The sequence below is a fragment of the Guptibacillus algicola genome (assembly GCF_020171805.1).
Classification (GTDB): domain Bacteria; phylum Bacillota; class Bacilli; order Bacillales; family Guptibacillaceae; genus Guptibacillus; species Guptibacillus algicola.
Genome location: NZ_JAIVAF010000003.1, coordinates 271340 through 288957 on the forward strand (window position 1 = coordinate 271340; position 17618 = coordinate 288957).

Annotated in this window: 25 protein-coding genes; 20 read left to right on the forward strand and 5 right to left on the reverse strand. The window is 39.9% G+C overall.

The window, feature by feature from the left end:
* Positions 1-46: 46 nt before the first annotated feature.
* On the reverse strand, positions 47-1021 hold the full coding sequence (locus LCM09_RS08815; protein WP_224880726.1) for a DUF2268 domain-containing putative Zn-dependent protease: 975 nt from the start codon (positions 1019-1021) through the stop codon (positions 47-49).
* Between the two features lie 303 nt (positions 1022-1324).
* On the opposite strand from LCM09_RS08815, the gene LCM09_RS08820 reads away from it, so the two are divergent.
* On the forward strand, positions 1325-2227 hold the full coding sequence (locus tag LCM09_RS08820) for a phosphotransferase (RefSeq protein WP_224880728.1): 903 nt from the start codon (positions 1325-1327) through the stop codon (positions 2225-2227).
* Positions 2228-2237: 10 nt separating this feature from the next.
* Positions 2238-2474 carry a hypothetical protein gene (locus tag LCM09_RS08825; protein WP_224880730.1) on the forward strand — a complete coding sequence of 79 codons (237 nt, stop codon included), beginning with the start codon at positions 2238-2240 and terminating at the stop codon, positions 2472-2474.
* A gap of 37 nt (positions 2475-2511) precedes the next feature.
* Here the strand turns inward: LCM09_RS08825 and LCM09_RS08830 are convergent, their stop codons facing one another.
* On the reverse strand, positions 2512-2781 hold the full coding sequence (locus LCM09_RS08830) for a hypothetical protein (protein ID WP_224880732.1): 270 nt from the start codon (positions 2779-2781) through the stop codon (positions 2512-2514).
* 107 nt (positions 2782-2888) lie between these two features.
* On the opposite strand from LCM09_RS08830, the gene LCM09_RS08835 reads away from it, so the two are divergent.
* The 18 genes from LCM09_RS08835 to LCM09_RS08920 all read left to right on the forward strand — a co-directional run bounded on the left by LCM09_RS08835 (position 2889) and on the right by LCM09_RS08920 (position 13766).
* Positions 2889-3638 carry an aminoglycoside phosphotransferase family protein gene (locus tag LCM09_RS08835; RefSeq protein WP_224880734.1) on the forward strand — a complete coding sequence of 250 codons (750 nt, stop codon included), beginning with the start codon at positions 2889-2891 and terminating at the stop codon, positions 3636-3638.
* 39 nt (positions 3639-3677) lie between these two features.
* Positions 3678-4118: a YhfM domain-containing protein gene (locus LCM09_RS08840; RefSeq protein WP_224880736.1), complete on the forward strand. Its 441-nt coding sequence runs from the start codon at positions 3678-3680 to the stop codon at positions 4116-4118.
* Between the two features lie 39 nt (positions 4119-4157).
* Entirely contained in the window at positions 4158-4718 is a 561-nt protein-coding gene (locus LCM09_RS08845) for an AAA family ATPase (RefSeq protein WP_224880738.1), read from the forward strand.
* A gap of 79 nt (positions 4719-4797) precedes the next feature.
* A complete protein-coding gene (locus LCM09_RS08850) occupies positions 4798-4998 on the forward strand; it encodes an MgtC/SapB family protein (RefSeq protein WP_224880739.1) in 201 nt (66 codons plus the stop codon).
* A 45-nt stretch (positions 4999-5043) separates the two neighbouring features.
* Positions 5044-5559, forward strand: a complete 516-nt coding sequence (locus LCM09_RS08855; protein ID WP_224880741.1) for an RDD family protein — start codon at positions 5044-5046, stop codon at positions 5557-5559.
* A 302-nt stretch (positions 5560-5861) separates the two neighbouring features.
* Positions 5862-6872, forward strand: coding sequence for a tRNA dihydrouridine synthase (locus LCM09_RS08860; RefSeq protein ID WP_224880742.1), 1011 nt, complete (start codon positions 5862-5864; stop codon positions 6870-6872).
* A 153-nt stretch (positions 6873-7025) separates the two neighbouring features.
* The gene (locus LCM09_RS08865) at positions 7026-7496 is read left to right on the forward strand and encodes a GNAT family N-acetyltransferase (protein ID WP_224880744.1); all 471 of its coding nucleotides are present in this window, start codon (positions 7026-7028) and stop codon (positions 7494-7496) included.
* A gap of 74 nt (positions 7497-7570) precedes the next feature.
* Positions 7571-8344, forward strand: coding sequence for a CPBP family intramembrane glutamic endopeptidase (locus LCM09_RS08870; RefSeq protein WP_224880746.1), 774 nt, complete (start codon positions 7571-7573; stop codon positions 8342-8344).
* A 42-nt stretch (positions 8345-8386) separates the two neighbouring features.
* Positions 8387-9436, forward strand: coding sequence for an NAD(P)H-dependent flavin oxidoreductase (locus LCM09_RS08875; RefSeq protein WP_224880748.1), 1050 nt, complete (start codon positions 8387-8389; stop codon positions 9434-9436).
* A 21-nt stretch (positions 9437-9457) separates the two neighbouring features.
* Positions 9458-9745 (forward strand): RNA polymerase alpha subunit C-terminal domain-containing protein, encoded by a 288-nt coding sequence (locus LCM09_RS08880; protein ID WP_224880750.1) that lies wholly within the window; start codon positions 9458-9460, stop codon positions 9743-9745.
* 230 nt (positions 9746-9975) lie between these two features.
* A complete protein-coding gene (locus tag LCM09_RS08885) occupies positions 9976-10182 on the forward strand; it encodes a hypothetical protein (protein WP_224880752.1) in 207 nt (68 codons plus the stop codon).
* A 58-nt stretch (positions 10183-10240) separates the two neighbouring features.
* The gene (locus LCM09_RS08890; protein WP_224880753.1) at positions 10241-10483 is read left to right on the forward strand and encodes a hypothetical protein; all 243 of its coding nucleotides are present in this window, start codon (positions 10241-10243) and stop codon (positions 10481-10483) included.
* 22 nt (positions 10484-10505) lie between these two features.
* Complete coding sequence (locus LCM09_RS08895) at positions 10506-10787, forward strand: hypothetical protein (RefSeq protein ID WP_224880756.1); 282 nt, start codon at positions 10506-10508, stop codon at positions 10785-10787.
* Positions 10784-11419 (forward strand): hypothetical protein, encoded by a 636-nt coding sequence (locus LCM09_RS08900; RefSeq protein WP_224880758.1) that lies wholly within the window; start codon positions 10784-10786, stop codon positions 11417-11419. Before LCM09_RS08895 ends, LCM09_RS08900 begins: the two co-directional genes overlap by 4 nt.
* A gap of 115 nt (positions 11420-11534) precedes the next feature.
* Positions 11535-11930, forward strand: a complete 396-nt coding sequence (locus tag LCM09_RS08905; RefSeq protein ID WP_224880760.1) for a VOC family protein — start codon at positions 11535-11537, stop codon at positions 11928-11930.
* Positions 11931-11968: 38 nt separating this feature from the next.
* Positions 11969-12304 carry a TIGR04104 family putative zinc finger protein gene (locus LCM09_RS08910; RefSeq protein ID WP_224880762.1) on the forward strand — a complete coding sequence of 112 codons (336 nt, stop codon included), beginning with the start codon at positions 11969-11971 and terminating at the stop codon, positions 12302-12304.
* Between the two features lie 19 nt (positions 12305-12323).
* Positions 12324-12494, forward strand: a complete 171-nt coding sequence (locus LCM09_RS08915) for a hypothetical protein (protein WP_224880764.1) — start codon at positions 12324-12326, stop codon at positions 12492-12494.
* Positions 12495-12668: 174 nt separating this feature from the next.
* The gene (locus tag LCM09_RS08920) at positions 12669-13766 is read left to right on the forward strand and encodes an NADH:flavin oxidoreductase (protein ID WP_224880766.1); all 1098 of its coding nucleotides are present in this window, start codon (positions 12669-12671) and stop codon (positions 13764-13766) included.
* Positions 13767-13848: 82 nt separating this feature from the next.
* Here the strand turns inward: LCM09_RS08920 and LCM09_RS08925 are convergent, their stop codons facing one another.
* From LCM09_RS08925 to LCM09_RS08935, 3 genes are read right to left on the reverse strand one after another with little or no spacing between them, the layout of a single operon-like run.
* Positions 13849-14991, reverse strand: coding sequence for a Ger(x)C family spore germination protein (locus tag LCM09_RS08925; RefSeq protein WP_224880768.1), 1143 nt, complete (start codon positions 14989-14991; stop codon positions 13849-13851).
* On the reverse strand, positions 14988-16079 hold the full coding sequence (locus LCM09_RS08930) for a GerAB/ArcD/ProY family transporter (protein WP_224880770.1): 1092 nt from the start codon (positions 16077-16079) through the stop codon (positions 14988-14990). Before LCM09_RS08930 ends, LCM09_RS08925 begins: the two co-directional genes overlap by 4 nt.
* A complete protein-coding gene (locus LCM09_RS08935) occupies positions 16072-17505 on the reverse strand; it encodes a spore germination protein (protein ID WP_224880772.1) in 1434 nt (477 codons plus the stop codon). The genes LCM09_RS08930 and LCM09_RS08935 overlap by 8 nt, the downstream gene beginning before the upstream one ends.
* Positions 17506-17618: the final 113 nt, after the last annotated feature.

Consider the following 17618-nt stretch of genomic DNA (forward strand, 5'->3'; position numbering starts at 1 on the left):
CACACCTGTTGAAGGTGTGTTTTTTTGAAGTGAGTCGACTGAACAATTACGATTCATTCAAGAGTTGGCTATAATCACTATCTGTAATAATTTCTGTTGTGTTTTTGTCAGACCAATTCTCCACTGATATGTCTGGTGTGTTCTCTATGTAACTTTTCATAATAGGATAGCCTAATTTGTATATGGACCATACTGGGATGTCCTTCGCTGGATTCCCATATAGAAATTCGGAGTACGTAGTTGCACTTGTCGAACTTGCATGTTGCTTGACTTCATCGATCACATTCTCTAGGGACCTTTCCGGTATAGGCTCATTCCAAGGAACTTCTTTGTCAGGGTAGAGCATTCTAGCAAAATAGTCAGCTTTGCCTTCGAACACAATTGAATCTAAAAGCGTATAGCTCGCATTCTGTTCTTTTTCCATGTGAATGGTGTGGTGATATTCATGTGCGATGGTATATTCTAACGCTTCTTCAATGAACGATGGGTCAAGTTGTACCAATATGGCATCCTCGCTAAGCGTAAATGCTGAAACGCCTTCCATCTTTCGAACAGGAAACGTGTTTTCGGGATTGAGTGGCATGACAAAAATGGTTTTGTTTCCGCCTGAGAGGTTGTTTGCAGCCTTTATCAATGCACCCTCGATCAATTCGTTTATTTTATCTTGATTGTTTACTAGTTCAACTGTGTTTTCTTCTAATTTCTCAACCTGTGAAGTTGGTTGGAAATATGGCGTGTATGTATGGGCAATGCTCACGTCGTGATTCGCAGCATAGCTCTGGAAAAGTTCTGTAACTTTGCTGAAGTATTCACTATTATTGTTTTGATCTGGATTGCCTTTGACTTTATTTGTGTAATCTAACACATATTCATGAAGAGGGACGATATGAAAGGTCTGGTCTTTGTGTTGAAATTCAGTAGATATCTCTGAGGTAGCTTTTTCATTTGAGCAGCTTATTAATAGTAAGAAAGCAGAAACAACAACTAGTAGTTTTATAGGTAGCTTTAGAGTTCTTTGCATGTGAATTCCTTTCCTTAGCTCAAAGTGGATTATATTGGAAAAATATCTTATGTTTGGATTTTATCACAGGTAGGGTCTTTAGAGAACTAAATATGTTACCAAACACGTATAAGATAAAGCTTTTTAATGGAATAAAGTATTGAGTTCAGAGTAAGGTTTTGAAATAATTGGTAAGAGATGGTGTCATTTGGGACAAGAAGAGAAAGAGATCATTTCGGTAATGCAAGCAATAACTTATGAGTCATGGTCCAAAAAGCTTACTGTTGAAAAGGGGAGGGTTCATTGACACAGCTAGAAAATAGAATGAACGAGCAAGGGTGGAAGCTACTAGATAAAAAGCAAATTCATGGAGCGCACGCTGGTAACCTGTATAGAGTTCATGTGGTGGATGATAAAGGTAGAAGAAGAGCCTTTGTATATAAGGAGTTCGAGGAAAACCGAAACAATGAGGTTCATCTCTATAAGGTGTTATCAAAGCCTATAGGTGAATTTAGTAAGGTCGTTAACGTTTGGGATTCAGTTCCACAGGCTCTTCTGATGCACGACCTCGGTAGCTCTCTCAAAGAATCGTTTCCCCTTTTAACAATGGAAGGGAAAAAGAAGATTATCGATGAGGTATTAGAAAGATTATCAGACTTACATACTTCGGAGCTAGAGGGCAAAAAGGACGAATTACCTCTTCACAAACTCACATTCGAATGGCGCGATTGGTGCATAGATGAATTAAGAAAGCTAAGTATGCATGTTCAATGGGCTGATGGTGGTTGGATTACTATAATTGAAAGAGCTTACGATCTACTAGAGGGATATCAGATAAAATGTCCGTTAGTCTTAACTCATGGCGATCCACACCTCGATAACATCTTTCACAAGGAAGATGAGATTTGGTTCATCGACTGGGAGTGGGCAGCTCTTGGATCCCCACTTAGAGATATCACGCTATTCATCCAGGACATGTATGATGTTGAATTGATTCAGAATGTCTATCATTCTTACCTGTCGATGTTAAAGGAAAAGGGACTTTCAATCGAAGCCGCAGATTACGAAGCAGACTTCAATCACCTTTATGCTGATCATCTGGTGATGATGATTGCATGGGAAATACATAAATATTTTGATGGTCATATAAGTGAAGAAGAGTTAAAAAGAATCCTATCGTTTAAATTTGGTGAACTAATTAAGATTATAGAAAAAGTAAATACATAAGGAGATTACGATGAAGCTAAAAATATCACTACTCATTTTAACAACGATATCCATCATTGCGATGGTTTGGGCTGGGTTTACTAGAAATGATGCGCTCTTACCACTACTTTTAAATACGACTGTAGCTCTTTCGATGGCACATCTTATGTTAGACGCAAAGAAGGGAAAAGTGAGGTCGGCCTATATGCTAGCGATGAGCCTAGCGATTTTCTCTATTGTTATTTATGGAGTTACGCTTTTCATTTAAGTTCGTGAAAACACCCTCAAGCTGAGGGTGTTGAATTCTATGCATTTATCGTAAATCCATCTATGCGATGACAATCGATAATAAATGGACTTACGCCTCCGCCGGCATCGAATGTGGCACAGCAGTCAGTAGGATCGAAGCTTTGTAAAACTAGTGATCCACTCGTCGGTACCCGGACTCCATAGACTCTTAGTGATACGGATGTTCCAGGTTGCAAATTCTTTAATCGTTTGCAAATGCTGCTGGTACATTTATTGTACTGACAGTGACCGCACTCGGGAGAATATTGTTTATCGAATAAGCTCATTTAATATTGTCCTTTCTTAGCTCGTTTTACTTATAGTAGATTCATGTTGGGGATTATTAGGAACGGCGAAACGACGGTTACGGCTAGACTTAAAAGGAGTGGGGCGAATGAAATTAACTTCTCCGATTGCTGAAGGAAATACTGCTAACATCTATCTCCGTGACAATCAGGTGATCAAGGTGTTTAAAGGCTATTTACCACACACAGAAGCAGTATACGAAGCAGAAAAACAAAAGCATGCTTATTCTAGAGGTCTACCAGTTCCAAAAGTAATAGACGTCACGAAGATCAATGGCCAACATGCAATCATCATGGAGTACATAAAAGGGAAGACGCTCGGTGAGCTTGTGCTTGAAAGTAGCGAGAAAATTGACGATTACATGAGATTGTCAGTTGATATTCAACTAAGCATCCACAGTAAAACGACGAATTCACTAGAACCTATGACCGAAAAGCTAAAGCGACAACTTGAAACAGCTCCTCTATTAGAGAAAAAGCATAAGCGTTCACTCGTTGATAAACTGGGTCGAATGGAAGTGGGCAATAGGCTTTGTCATGGAGATTACCATTTGTTTAATCTCATCAAGTCAGATGATGGCGTCATCATCCTCGATTGGGTTGATTCAAGTATTGGAAACCCTCGCGCTGATGTTTATCGCACGTACTTGTTGTATGCTGGGTATTCAAAAGAGTGGGCTGATAGGTATATGAAGCTCTATTGCGAGCGAAGTGGTTTTTCGATGGATGAAGTGTTTGAGTGGGCTCCTATTATTGCAGGTGCGAGATTGTCTGAGAATGTTTCGTCTGAGGATAATGAGCGATTGATGGAGATTGTGGACCGTTATTGTGTGAAATAACGGTAGCCAAATTAATGGAATACACAGGGAGGACAAGTAATGACAAAAACCCAGTTACTATTAATGACGATTATTTTTTCATTATCACTAACTGCGTGTTCAACTAACGAACTAGAAAATGTAGAAAGAGTGAAAGTAAGCTTTTGGAGCGGCGATGAAAAACAATCAGAAGAAGTAGCAATTGTAAATAAGGATGAGATAGAACCTTTCATTAGCGCTACAAATCACGCTAAAGAATTAGATGAACAAACGATTATTAAAACCCCACCAACATTGACCTACATTATTAACATGGAAGAAAACTCGAATAAATCCTATCACTTATGGATTATTGAAGATGGTGAAGGATACATACAAAGTCTTTTGCCAGAAGATCGTTTAACTTACAGATTAGATGAAGACTCGGTAAAAGAATTAACAACCATTTTGATTAAACAAGGAGATGCAACGCTTTTAAAGAATATAGAGTTTGAAAAATAAATATGTTTTGAGGAAATGGAATTATGAAAGTGTGGTCTTATGAAGAGATTAGCCATTATAACAGTAGGTAAAACCCATACTGGGAAAAGTACGTTTGCAAGAGCTTTAGAAAAAGAGCTACATAACTCTTTTGTTATGGACCAAGATAACCACGCTGAATTTATAAACACTTATTACAAAAAGCTACCTCCCAAAAATGGTCCTAACACACTAAAACACGCTCTCTCTAAGCTTATTGTCGATTATGCTAAAGAGAATACTGATTTTCATATAATAGCTAGTAATGCAAATCGAACTAGAACTGGGAGAACATATTTGCTAGAAGAAATATATCCTAAGGATATGTTTGTTCGTATTTTGGTTCATTTTGATATTCCAGATGACATTCTTCGAGATCGAGTAAAGGGAAGTCAACGAAACACGAATATATTCAGAGGTCCTTATTCTAATTTTGAAGATGTTCTCAATCGCCAACAAGAGGAGTCATCAAACGATGATGTAGTTGAACCAGAAGAAAGTGAAGCAGATCATCTATTTGTGATTAAACATAATGATGAGGTTGAATCAATAATTAACGAGATCGTTAGGATTTCAAAATAATCAAAAGGTAATGGGATTGATGATGAAGAAAATAGTCTTTACTAAACCCTTTTCTAATCATAAAGCAAGGAGATTTAACATGAAGCCATTCATCAATAATTATTCACACTGGATAATGCTAGTTATCGTCGGCTTTAGTTTATTTACGATGATACTTGATTTCGAAGCTTCAATGCTTGGGATAGCAGCTGTTGTTATGTGCGGAATCGGCTTTTTGTCACTGGGCTTTGTGACGATCATTGTTGAGAAAAATAAAAGAAAACAGAAGCATCACCAATAAGTTTGTGATAGTTGTTCATCAAACCTATGGGGGTGATCTTTTCTTATGTTCTATGCAGAATTAAGAAATCGTCTTTACGCTTTCTTTATCGATTACCTCATAATCGTTTTGTACGGGGTTTTTGTTGTAGGTACCGTTTCGATTGTCTTTCGACCATATGTTATGCCGTTATTTACAAGTACTCCAGAACTAGCTGAACTGACGGGATTTGTGATGATTACACTGCCTGTTTCACTCTATTTTATCGTAAGCGAATGTTCTAAGTGGCAAGGGACGCTTGGAAAAAGGAAAATGAGGCTCCGAGTTTGCGACAAGAGAGGGCATCGAATTGGAATCGGCCGTTCAGTAATTCGAACGGGGGTTAAGTTCCTTCCTTGGGAGGTCGCTCACTTTGCTATATGGCGAATTTTCCTTCCATCCAATGTTTCTGAAGATGTCATTTATCTACTATTGATTGCTGTCAATGTAACCATTTTATTCTATATACTCATTCCCCTTACAAATAAAAAGGGGGCGAATGTCTATGACTGGATTGCTGGTACGGAAGTAAAAAAAGCTTAAACGAAAAGTGTCTAGGTACGTTATTTTTATTTGATTTGTCGGTACTACTCTAGGAAGTGTAAGAGGTCAGACGTGAACGCCATGCGTCTGACCTTTCGTTTTTCTTAAAGAGATAACATGAAACAGATAAATTTAGAGGAACTCTTGAAAACATGTAATGTTCACAACTCGCCCCCTTGCACTTTTCATTAAATCATCTTAAAGTATATAATGGTTGAGATCTAACCGAAAATGGTTAAAATAAGAACATTCATTTATAAATTTGGGATTATGTGTCTCTTAAGGAAAGGGTTCAGATATATATGAAAGATAATTTTTGGCATGAGCTTCCGAAGCCATTCTTTGTACTGGCACCGATGGAAGCTGTCACAGATGTCGTTTTTCGTCATGTCGTGAGTGAAGCAGCAAGACCTGACGTTTTCTTTACAGAGTTTACGAATACAGAAAGCTTCTGCCATCCTAATGGAAAAGAAAGCGTAAGAGGACGTCTCACGTTCACAGAAGATGAACAGCCGATCGTCGCTCACATTTGGGGCGATAAGCCTGAATACTTCCGCGAAATGAGTATTGGTATGGCAGAAATGGGCTTTCGCGGAGTAGATATCAATATGGGATGTCCTGTGCATAACGTTGCAGCGAAAGGTAAAGGCTGTGGCTTGATTCGTCGTCCGGATGTTGCTGCAGAAATCATCCAGGCTGCGAAAGCAGGAGGACTTCCTGTCAGCGTTAAGACCCGTCTTGGCTATACAGAAGTTGAGGAGTGGCGCCACTGGTTGAAACATCTCTTGGAACAAGATATCGTCAACCTTTCGATCCACCTTCGTACGAAAAAGGAAATGAGTCAAGTTGATGCGCACTGGGAGCTCATCCCAGAGATTAAGAAACTTCGTGATGAAGTTGCGCCTCACACGCTTCTGACGATCAATGGTGATATTGAAGACCGTCAGATGGGGCTCGAACTCGTTGAGAAATACGGTGTAGACGGAGTGATGATCGGCCGTGGCATCTTCCATAATCCGTTTGCGTTCGAAAAAGAGAAGAAAGAGCATACGAGTGAAGAACTACTCGATCTCCTCAGACTTCAGCTAGATCTTCATGATAAGTATTCTGAAGAACTAGAGCCGCGCCTCTTCAAACCGCTTCGCCGCTTCTTTAAAATCTACATTCGCAATTTCCGCGGAGCGAGTGAGTTGAGACATCGTCTGATGAGCACAGAAACGACCGATGAAGTGCGTGCGATGCTTGATGAATTTATGGAAAACGAGAATAGCGAAGATTCTCGCGAGACTCAACTGGAAAATGTAGAGAGCTAAGTGATACCAGTTAGGCAACCTTTGCCTAGCTGGTTTTTTGTTTGTGCTTGTAGGTACTAGCTCGTTTTCAAATTCTAAAAAGGATTACAAAGCCTCTTTGTTTAATTAAATTAAGGGAAGGACCTTAGATTAATTGAAGAAATGAGGATATTTATGAACTTTACTATCAAAGAAATGGACTTAGATTCAGCTAGAAGCACATTAAGTTGGAGATATGAACCACCATATGATTTTTATAACAATGAAATGGATGAAGAAAGTATCAAAGAACGACTCGATGGTTCTTATCAGGCAATAACTTTAGATGATGAATTATTCGGTTACTTATGTATAGGTGAACAAGCTCAAATACCAATTGGACATAAGTATGGTGTTTATCATGAACGTTGTGTAGATATGGGGCTTGGTATGAACCCTGATTACGTGGGAAAAGGTTACGGGTATGGGTTTTGCGAGCGAATTATGAACCACATTAAGGAAAACAATCCCGGAGTTCCCATAAGGTTATCAGTCGCAACATTTAACAAAAAAGCGATTCATTTATACGAGAAGCTAGGGTTCGTCAAAAAGGATAAGTTCGATACTGGTCATGCAGAGTTTATAACTATGATTAAGCGTAATTAGTTAATTCAATTACATTAGGAAGCAAGCAGGTTCCAGCATCACTATTGTATTCGTCTTATGAAAGGAAGCTTCGCATGAACCGTAATCTAATTCTTTTTTTTATAGCAATCTTGTTTTTTACAGGTATCGTACTTTTTTCATATAAGCAGTTTGAGATAGGATTGCTAGCAGTGTTGGTCTTGGTCATCACCTACTTTTTAACAAAAACATACCGTACATCAGTTTCATTGTTTATCTTCTTCTTGTTAGGTCTTATGATGTTTCAAATTGGAAGTAACTATATCGATAGCTGGGATATATCAGTTAAGATGAAAACGCTAATTAACAGAAGCTTTCTCATATTTATAGTGCTAGGAACTGTGGTTTCACTCATTTTGTCAAAGCAGAAACTATCTGTCTTCGCTTTGTTTCCTGATTGGAGTAAGAGCATCAAATTGCCTTTCCATTCAATAAAACTACATTATTTCCTTCTCATTGGACTGCTGGGATCTAGTACAATCCTTATCCCGATAATCAGCTATCAAGAAATAAGCTATATACAAACCATGCTGATTTTTGGGATCGTATTTGCCATTATCAACGCTACTCTTGAAGAAGTGATTTGGAGAGGCTTTTTGTTATCAGGTTTAAGAAGAAATGTTTCAACTATTTACGCTGTGTTCATAACCAGTATAGGGTTCGGGCTGTTACATCTATCGATTGGTATCCCAATTATGCTAAGCTTGCTTTTCTCTTTCGGCGGACTGTTTTATGCACTCGTCGTACTAAAAACGAATAGTATCTACCCAGCCATCATGTTTCACGTCATTATCAATTTAGGTATGGTTTTCAATGGCTGGATTATATGAGGAAAACGCTATACATACACTAATGCGAAGGGAGTAGAACACATGTGGAATCATAGTCGATTACTAGAGTTACTGAAGATCGATCACCCGATCATACAAGCTGGAATGGCAGGAGGGGTTACGACTCCTGAACTTGTTGCTGCTGTTTCGAATGCTGGAGGACTTGGCACTTTGGGTGCTGGGTATATGACGCCTGGTGCGATGCGTGAAAGTATCCAAGAGATCAACAGCCTAACAAGAAATTCGTTTGGCGTGAACGTGTTCGTCCCTGAGTTTCCAAACGCGACAGAGGAAGAAATCAGTAGGGTAAACCAGGTACTCGATTCATTTCGTGATGAACTTGGAATAGAGGATGAAACGAAGCTCCAAGTTGACGAATCCCTTTTTGATAACCAAATAAAGGTGATTATCGAAGCTGGTGTTCCTGTATGTAGTTTTACGTTCGGGATACCAAATCAAGAAACCATTAAGAAACTTAAAGAGGAAGGGATCGTCCTAATCGGGACTGCCACATCAGTTGAAGAAGCGATTCTCAATGAGCAATATGGAATGGATGCCGTTGTAGCTCAAGGTAGTGAAGCAGGCGGTCATCGAGGAACTTTTCAAGGCTCTTACGAAGGTGTCGGTTCGATGTCTCTCATTCCTCAAATCGTTGACAACGTCAGTATTCCCGTGATTGCAGCAGGTGGGATTATGGACGGAAGAGGGGTTTGTGCGTCTATGGTTCTCGGAGCAGATGGCGCGCAGCTAGGAACAGCATTTGTGACTTGTAACGAAAGCGGAGCTAAGACGCAACATAAAGAAGCTATACTACATACGAAAGAAACAGAAACGGTAATGACATCATCCTTTAGCGGTAAGCAAGCTCGAGGAATTCGTAACGCGTTCATTGAAAAAATGGAAGGTCATGAACGATTAGAGTACCCATTGCAAAACTCCCTGACGAAAGGGATTCGAACAGAAGCAGCAAAACAGAACAAACCAGAATATATGTCCCTCTGGTCTGGACAAAGCCCGCGCTTAAGTCGAAGTGAATCTGCGGCTGAATTAATGCAATCGATTGTTTCTCAGGCTAAGAGGATCAATAGCTAAAATGCGAGGTGTAGTTGTACGATGTCTACGGCAAATAAAAGAGTGTGTGAGCAAGGACATACTTACTACAAAAGTAGCGCTTGTCCAACATGTCCGATCTGTGAAAATGAGCGGAAGCCTAATAGCGGCTTTCTTTCCGTCCTTTCAGCACCAGCAAGGAGGGCTTTGGAGAATAATGGTGTTACATCATTAGAGACACTATCGACATATAGTGAAAAAGAACTCCTGACATTCCATGGAATGGGGCCGTCTTCGATACCGAAATTGAAAAAAGCTTTGAACGAACGTGGTTTAACTTTTAAAACTTGAATTCAATATGTGGAAAAGGCAATGATCCAGAGATCATTGCCTTTTCATTATTTATGCGCGTTGAGTAGTAAGGAAGACGTTTTTTTGCTTGTTTCTAGGATTTGTAGCGCAGCAGATAAGATATTCCTAAAGTAATACATCAATTTGAAAATTGAGATTGTTCTTTTGTGTTAAATTTGAAATAATTGGTAGTAAGAGTGAATCGTAAAATATTGATGGAGGTTGATGGGATGAAAGAAAACTTAAAGCTTGCATGGATTGCCGCGTGGTTTGCATTGGTTGGACAACTTTTCTTTTTCATTGTCGTAGCGTCTATTACAGGCGAGTGGCGGTATGTGATGTGGAGTTTTCTCGTTAGCATGATGGCCGGGGTGCCGAGTATGATCTTCACATGGAGAGCGCAGAAAAAAGCAAACATGAAGAAAGCAGCACATTAATGGTGCGAGAGTCTTAGACTACGAAATGTGAGTGGTTAACACGAAGGGAAACAATCTGATGAACATTAAAAAGAGAATTGCTCTTGTAGCAGCATTCGTCTTTGCCTTCATTCCTGCTCCGGATCGCTCGGATGAATTCAATCGTTATTATGGCTTTCCGGCTGAAGTGTTTGGCTTTCATGAGAGCGGGCAGCTTAGTTTTCAGGTTTGGGGACTGCTATTTAATTTCTTTGTGTGCTATATGGTTCTTATTCTAGTGATGAAGCTTTCGAGATTGATTGCGAACAAAGCAGTAAAGTAAGTAGTAGATAGAGGGGGGTCATTTGGGTTTTTACATTGTGGCAATCGGACTAATAGTAGCTTGCTGGTATGGTTTCGCTAAACGTCTGATGAATCGTTATCTTCTTAGTTTCATAGCGATCTCTTCTGCTTTTCTGTACCATTTCGTCGGTTTGATGGTAGCAAGCGCCATGCATAGTCAAGGTGCTGCATTCGTTACCGCATATTGCTCGATTAGTATTCTAATAAATGGACTACTCATGTTCGTGGTTACGGTTATTATAAGTTTAGTAGGAATGAGAAAGAGTAAGGAGCTATCGAGATGAAACAAGTAATCATGCTGATTGGTGTACTGTTATTGCTAGCGGCGTGTACGAATGAGGTAAATAACGAAATGAATCCAAATGAGGAGGGGTCATCGAAAAGTGATTCCTCCCTGACAATCAAAGAAGCTAAACTAACTGAGCGTGAGCAAAGCATCGTAAATCAAGTAGGCATCGATTACAAAACGTTCTTTATGATTGATGGAGAATTAGCTGAAGACGAAACGTTGGTTAGTTCAATCATCGTTTATCAAGATGGAGACGGCGGGAAAGAGCAGCTCACTTCGTATGATGGCATGGGAGAGGAAGTATACGATAAAGCACTCCATTCTTTTCAACTTCACATGCAAGAGGATATTGCTTTTTTCACGATTGGATCACCGAGTGGATATAGTAAAGGTTCAACGGAAATGCCAAAGGATCTTCAAGGCTATATTTTTGATGGATTCGATGGAGAAGTCACGTTCAAAAAGGGCGAGACCGTTTATCTCAGTTATTTAAAAGGTTCGAGTGAGAACCAGATGTCTTCTGTAAATCTTGGTGATTATAAAACACTTCCAGATTCGGTGAAGGATGCAGAGTATGCCGTTGTTGCACAACTGTCAATTCAAGATGATATGAAAGACAAAGAGTAATCACAAGAGTGATGAAGGATACTGCCACGATTAGTCGAATGTACTAGTTGAACAGTACATATAAATCGAGCCACCTATGAATGTTCACACTAAAAAGTGAAATCAGGAGGTAGTTATGGGAAGAGTCATTCATTTCGAAGTACATGTTGATGACATGGAACGTGCGAAGAAGTTTTACGGAGAGGTATTTGGCTGGAAGTTTGAAGATTGGAGCGATTTCGCTGGTATGCCTTATTTCGGTGCAGTGACGGGTGATGCCGACGATATGGGAATTAACGGAGCGTTGATGCAACGGCAGAGCGCACCTCCAGAAGTGAACGCCGCAATAAATGGGTTTGCATGTACGATGGGTACTGAAGACCTGGATGCGACCGAATCACGTATTCTATCGAATGGTGGAAAGGTCGCGATGGAGAAATACGCACTTCCAGGAATGGCATGGCAGGCATATTATTTCGACACGGAAGGTAACATTTTTGGCCTTCATGAACCTGATGAGAACGCAAAATAGATGGCAGGTGAAAGAACCCTCTTCGAAGGGTTCTTTCATTGGTTTTATATAGTGGAAAGGGTGTAAGTTATATTCCAACATGTCAAAATTGCAGCCGTATATGGTCATGGAAGGAAACACTGAAAAGCCAACCGTTATTATTCGGTTCAGGATTAACGTGTCCTCATTGTGGCGAATCACAGTATTTAACAGAGAAAGGACAGATGCGCCAGGTACTGTTGAGTTTACTGATACTGTTCAGTATCATCGCGATCTATGAACAAAGTAGTGCGGGGCCTTTACTGAAGTTTTTATCATTTGTTGCCGGTGCGACTGCACTTGTCTTACTCACACCTTTTGTGATGGAAGTGTCTAATAAACGATCACAGCTTTAAAAGGGAAAGGAGGGTGTGTATGGATGTGAATATTGGAGATATTCTTTTTCAACTCTTTTCATTTATTATTTTGTTATCCATTCCAGCGCTTATTATTGTCCTGATCTTTGTGTTGAAGGGGAGGAAGTCGAGAATGGATCGTTTGGAAGAGAAAATAGATTTATTGATTTCTCAGAAGGAAGAAAAGTAAGTTTTATCTTATAAACTTCCATTCTACACTGTTGTATTTCTAACAAATACATATAAAATCAATGAAATTATTAAGTATAAGTAGTCACTATTCCTTCCTAAAAAGCAGATTACTTTCTTTCAGAGAATATATCTGTAATAATTAATATTGCATTAATGGAAGGAGAGAAATACATTGAATAAAACAACGAATTCTGCTTTATTTGAAACATTTACAAGTGAAAACATAAATCTTCAAAACCGAACGGTGATGGCACCGATGACACGCGGTTTTTCTCCTGGTAACGTGCCTTCAGAAGATGTAGCGGCGTATTATCGTAGACGTGCTGAAAATGGCGTAGGCCTAATCGTAACAGAAGGAACAGGAATCAATCATCCTGCTTCTGTTTCAGGTGCAAGTATCCCTGTTTTCCACGGCGAAGCTGCTTTGAGTGGCTGGGAGAACGTTGTGAAGGAAGTACACGAAGCAGGCGGGAAAATCGTACCGCAACTATGGCATGTGGGTATGACGCGTAAACAAGGAGATCTTCCGAATGAAGAAGCACGACCTGTTGGACCATCTGGCCTCGACCTTTCTGGTGAAAAGGTAAATGAACCACTCTCTGAGAAAGAAGTTGAAGAGTTGGTTGAAGCTTACGCACAAGCAGCTGCAGACGCAAAACGCTTAGGTTTCGACGGCATTGAGCTTCACGGTGCACACGGGTACCTCATCGACCAATTCTTCTGGGAAAGAACGAATAAGCGTACGGATCGCTACGGTGGTGATTTGGTAGGTAGAACAAGATTCGCAGTTGAAATCATCGAAGCATGTCGTCGCGAAGTTGGACCGGACTTCCCGATTATCTTCCGTTTCTCTCAGTGGAAAATGTTCAACTTTGATGCGAAGCTCGCAGCAACACCTGAAGAACTCGATGCTTTCTTAAAGCCACTTGTTGAAGCAGGCGTAGATATTTTCCACTGTTCAACACGTCGCTTCTGGGAACCTGAATTTGAAGGTTCTGACTTGAACTTAGCTGGTTGGACGAAGAAACTAACAGGTAAGCCTGTTATTTCAGTAGGTTCCGTAGGACTTGATGGAGAATTCACTAGCTTTGAAGGTGCAAACACAACAAGCCTTGATGGCTTGATTAAGAAGCTAGATGATGGTGAGTTCGACCTTGTCGCAATCGGCCGTTCTCTATTAATGGACCCTGAGTGGGTGAAGAAAGTACGCGATGGTAGAGCGGATGACCTTCTACCTTTCGATAAAGAAGCACTTAAGAAATTAACGTAATAGAGATAATGTAACGAACCGATCATGCTTTGCATGATCGGTTCTTTTGTATTGACTCTTTCTAAACAAGAAAGGAGTCTGCTTATTTTAGGTCCTGCGTTCCATATCCATCTACATCTACGTTGACGTTTACTGAAATCGGCACATCCTTAAATATGGAATTCCAGTTCTTTTTATGCTTTTCATAATAAGCTGGTTCCTTGATTCTAACCCATTTGGAGATGGTGAGGAAATCTAATTCATATTCTTCCTGAGCGAGACTTATAACTTTTTCAACAGAGCGTTTGATATGAGCTTCAGCATCTTTATTGATTTTTTTATTCCAACCTGGTTCGAAGACGTCTCTTTCAATATTCCAGTCTTCACCGAGCCTGATCGTCGTGTTGATGGTAACCTCAACCTTCAATTCACCTTTATCTAATGTAGGATCGATCTTCGTGTTTGCTTTAATGATTTCAAGGACCACATGATCTTTTGTATTGTTGTCCGATTCATCCGTCAGCGAAACTAATCCACTTTTTACTGTGTTGGTAATCCACTTTAATCCTTGTACTTCCTTTGAATTAAGCCACCCTACAAGCTTAAAATCCTTATTTGAAATGATGGCAGCGCCTGATAAGCGAATCCGGTCCTTGTTGATTTCGATTTCTGGAATGACGAAGCTCGCATCTTCTGAAATATACTTTGATATGTCGCTGAATTTAGTGTTTTCCAAAATTTCTAAGCTTTTATAATTATTTTGTGTGAGTTCTTTAATTTGAACCGCAGGAAAAATTTCTTTCGTTGGTTCAACTTCCATGATCGTAGCTACATTTTCTTTGGTTGTGAAAACAGCGACTGTTCTACGAAATTCATGATCTCTAAGAAAAAAGCTGATCAATTTTCGGACTGATTCCTTTTCGATTAGCTCATCAGAAACCACGAGGGACTTTAAATGTGTAAAGTTCGGTGGTCGATCCGTTTCAAGTGAGTTCTCTCGAATGATTTCAAAAAAGGATTCCCCTTCTAGCGTAAGATTCTGAAAGGGTTGTCCAGTTGAAAGTCCTCCTTGTATACCTTGTATGTTGTTTGGGACCACGTACTGATGAGTCATCGAAAATTCTTCATCTTTACCATAATCAAGGCCAACGCCAATGATTAATCCCACATCCTCAATCTCATTGCTGTCCCAGCATCCTGTCAGCATAAGTAGCAAACAAAGAATCGTGAACGTTCCTCTCTTCATCGGAGCGACCTCCTACTGACTGTGATAAGCAAGAGAATCAATGGAATCGCAATGAGAGATGCATAAGATAAGTAGTTGATGTATGTGCCATACGAAAATAGTTCAGTTATTCCATCTGGGTACATTGCAAAGAGAATAATGCTAATTCCGACCACGCCATTAAGATACCATTTTTTCTTACAGTTTAATGTCGTGCATAATCCAAGCAACGCTGCGTAGTAGTAGGCGACAACGGTTGTGAAAATGGTGATGATCCAACCGAACAAAAATAATAGCTCGAATCGCTCAAAGAAGAATCCCTGAAATTCGATTGATTTTGCCATCTCGATAGTCGGAAACGTAGTGACTTTGAGTTCTTCTACACTAAGAATGCCGATGTTCAGAATGAAAAACAGGACATAAATCGTGCATACTGCACCAAGGCTCAAAAGTAGAACAGTGGACATCGATTTCCAGTTTCGAATGGCCCCTTTCTTGGAAAGAACCATGATGAGTTCATAGCCAACGAATGAGAAGAACGTTATTTTGGCTCCTTTTAATAATGGTCCGATATCTTGAATGAAAATCGGACGCAAATTGGTAATGTCGATGTTACGTATACTTAATACCGTCAAGACAAAGAACATGAGGAGTATGAGTGGAAAATAGAGTTGTAAAAAAGCCATGATATTCTCTATTCCGGCTGAAACCAGGTAGAAACATGCGATGATCAGGACTGTGATAACGACTAACCTTGGAGTCAAATCAAGTAAATAATAATTGACGATTTCCGCCATGGTTCTCACGATATAAGCTGAAATGGCAATACAATAGACAACGAAAATGAGGTTGAAAACGCTCCCGATCCAACGGCCTGCTATTTTAGGAGCGATTTCATAAATTGTTTGTGATGGATAACGTTTGATCATGGCGAATATTAATAAGCCATTAAGAAAAGCGATACTTGCTCCAAGTATGAGGCTGATCCACATGTTCGGTTGATCGATGACATTTGCCGCTTCTCTTGGTAACGTAATGATACCAACCCCAATAATCGTAGAGATGATGAACACGATGATAGGGAAGTTGGACATTTTTTGATTATTCATGTGTCTTCCCAGCCTTTTTATCTTGTTTGAAAAACAAGCGAATAACAGAGTCTTTCAATTGATTTAAACGAAATGGTGCGAAAGGTTCCATGTACGGAACTTTGAAGCTTCTTAATGAGACTAGATGCGTGCTGATGATAAAAAGGGCGATCAACATTCCATAAATCCCTAATATTGCAGCAAAAAAAAGTAAGAAGAATCGGATCGACCTAAGTGCTAAGCTTAGTTGGTAATTTGGCACCGTGAATGAACAGATTGCTGTAAACGAGATGACCATTACCATCATCGGACTAACGATGCCTGCGCTCACTGCCGTTTCACCAATTACGATTGCACCCACGATACTAACCGTCGATCCGATCGGCTTCGGCAACCTTATCCCTGCTTCACGTAATATCTCGATCGTAAGTTCCATCAAGAACGCTTCGATCACAGAAGGAAAGGGCACACCTTCTCTCGTTTTCGATAGAGAGATAGCGAGGTCTGTTGGGATAAGACCATGGTGAAATGAGATGAGTGAAATGTAAATAGCAGGTAGTACGAACGAAATAATGGCAGCGAAATATGTTAGTATTCGAGTTAGTGAAGCTGGAATCCATTTGAAATAATAATCATCTGGCGTTTGTAGCAGCATGTTCAAGGTAGTCGGCGCAATGAGTGCCGTGGGCGACCCATCTGTCAAAATGGTGATTTTCCCTTCCATCAACGCATTGGTTACTTTCAGTGGGAACTGTGTATTCGTTAATTCAGGGAAAGTCGAGTACTTGTTCTTGCTAATCGTTTGTTCGAGTAACCCAGCGTCTCCTATGTATTCTGCTTCGATGGCGTCGATGCGTTCTCGTGCTTCATTCAATAGTTCCTCTCTTGCCTTACCTTTTAGATAAACCAACTCGATACACGTTTTGACTTCAGTTCCGACTGAGTATCGCTCGAAAACTAAATCGCTCGAATGCATATGCTTACGAATTAATGCTTTGTTATCTTCAATCGATTCAACGAAGCCATCTCGTGGGCCACTGATCGTCGGTTCGTTAACAGGTTCTTCTGTATTTCGTTTTACGAACTTAGACGTGTTGATAGCATATACGATCTCAGCCTTCCCACTTGCAATGATAATCGAGTAGCCATCCATTAAATATGTATTTACTTTTTCTCTATTATTAACGACATCAATTGCTTCCACAGGTAAAATACTAGGGATTGAAGAAGGATTAACAGGTTCGTCTTGATTCACTAAAGCGAGAAGTGGCGCTATAATCAAATCTTGTATGGTTTTTTTGTTGGTAATGTCGCATATAAAAACAAGGGTGATGTCGAGTGAAGGCAATGCTAGCGATTTGAATTGCACGTCACTACTATTATGGAAATCTTCGATGATTTGTTCTGTTACGGTCGTCTGTTTGTTTGATCGTTTTCTTATTTTCATGTCAGAATCACTCCGAACGTAAGCTATCTGTTAGTATTCACACGAAATAGCTTTCTATCCAAGAGCGTTTTATTAAAAGTGGTGATAAGGAGAGGACTTTCAATAAGATTGGA

Coding starts and splice junctions, on each gene's coding strand:
- LCM09_RS08815 (WP_224880726.1), bottom strand. CDS start 1,021: ATGCAAAGAACTCTAAAGCTACCTATAAAACTACTAGTTGTTGTTTCT.
- LCM09_RS08820 (WP_224880728.1), top strand. CDS start 1,325: ATGAACGAGCAAGGGTGGAAGCTACTAGATAAAAAGCAAATTCATGGA.
- LCM09_RS08825 (WP_224880730.1), top strand. CDS start 2,238: ATGAAGCTAAAAATATCACTACTCATTTTAACAACGATATCCATCATT.
- LCM09_RS08830 (WP_224880732.1), bottom strand. CDS start 2,781: ATGAGCTTATTCGATAAACAATATTCTCCCGAGTGCGGTCACTGTCAG.
- LCM09_RS08835 (WP_224880734.1), top strand. CDS start 2,889: ATGAAATTAACTTCTCCGATTGCTGAAGGAAATACTGCTAACATCTAT.
- LCM09_RS08840 (WP_224880736.1), top strand. CDS start 3,678: ATGACAAAAACCCAGTTACTATTAATGACGATTATTTTTTCATTATCA.
- LCM09_RS08845 (WP_224880738.1), top strand. CDS start 4,158: ATGAAGAGATTAGCCATTATAACAGTAGGTAAAACCCATACTGGGAAA.
- LCM09_RS08850 (WP_224880739.1), top strand. CDS start 4,798: ATGAAGCCATTCATCAATAATTATTCACACTGGATAATGCTAGTTATC.
- LCM09_RS08855 (WP_224880741.1), top strand. CDS start 5,044: ATGTTCTATGCAGAATTAAGAAATCGTCTTTACGCTTTCTTTATCGAT.
- LCM09_RS08860 (WP_224880742.1), top strand. CDS start 5,862: ATGAAAGATAATTTTTGGCATGAGCTTCCGAAGCCATTCTTTGTACTG.
- LCM09_RS08865 (WP_224880744.1), top strand. CDS start 7,026: ATGAACTTTACTATCAAAGAAATGGACTTAGATTCAGCTAGAAGCACA.
- LCM09_RS08870 (WP_224880746.1), top strand. CDS start 7,571: ATGAACCGTAATCTAATTCTTTTTTTTATAGCAATCTTGTTTTTTACA.
- LCM09_RS08875 (WP_224880748.1), top strand. CDS start 8,387: ATGTGGAATCATAGTCGATTACTAGAGTTACTGAAGATCGATCACCCG.
- LCM09_RS08880 (WP_224880750.1), top strand. CDS start 9,458: ATGTCTACGGCAAATAAAAGAGTGTGTGAGCAAGGACATACTTACTAC.
- LCM09_RS08885 (WP_224880752.1), top strand. CDS start 9,976: ATGAAAGAAAACTTAAAGCTTGCATGGATTGCCGCGTGGTTTGCATTG.
- LCM09_RS08890 (WP_224880753.1), top strand. CDS start 10,241: ATGAACATTAAAAAGAGAATTGCTCTTGTAGCAGCATTCGTCTTTGCC.
- LCM09_RS08900 (WP_224880758.1), top strand. CDS start 10,784: ATGAAACAAGTAATCATGCTGATTGGTGTACTGTTATTGCTAGCGGCG.
- LCM09_RS08905 (WP_224880760.1), top strand. CDS start 11,535: ATGGGAAGAGTCATTCATTTCGAAGTACATGTTGATGACATGGAACGT.
- LCM09_RS08915 (WP_224880764.1), top strand. CDS start 12,324: ATGGATGTGAATATTGGAGATATTCTTTTTCAACTCTTTTCATTTATT.
- LCM09_RS08925 (WP_224880768.1), bottom strand. CDS start 14,991: ATGAAGAGAGGAACGTTCACGATTCTTTGTTTGCTACTTATGCTGACA.
- LCM09_RS08930 (WP_224880770.1), bottom strand. CDS start 16,079: ATGAATAATCAAAAAATGTCCAACTTCCCTATCATCGTGTTCATCATC.
- LCM09_RS08935 (WP_224880772.1), bottom strand. CDS start 17,505: ATGAAAATAAGAAAACGATCAAACAAACAGACGACCGTAACAGAACAA.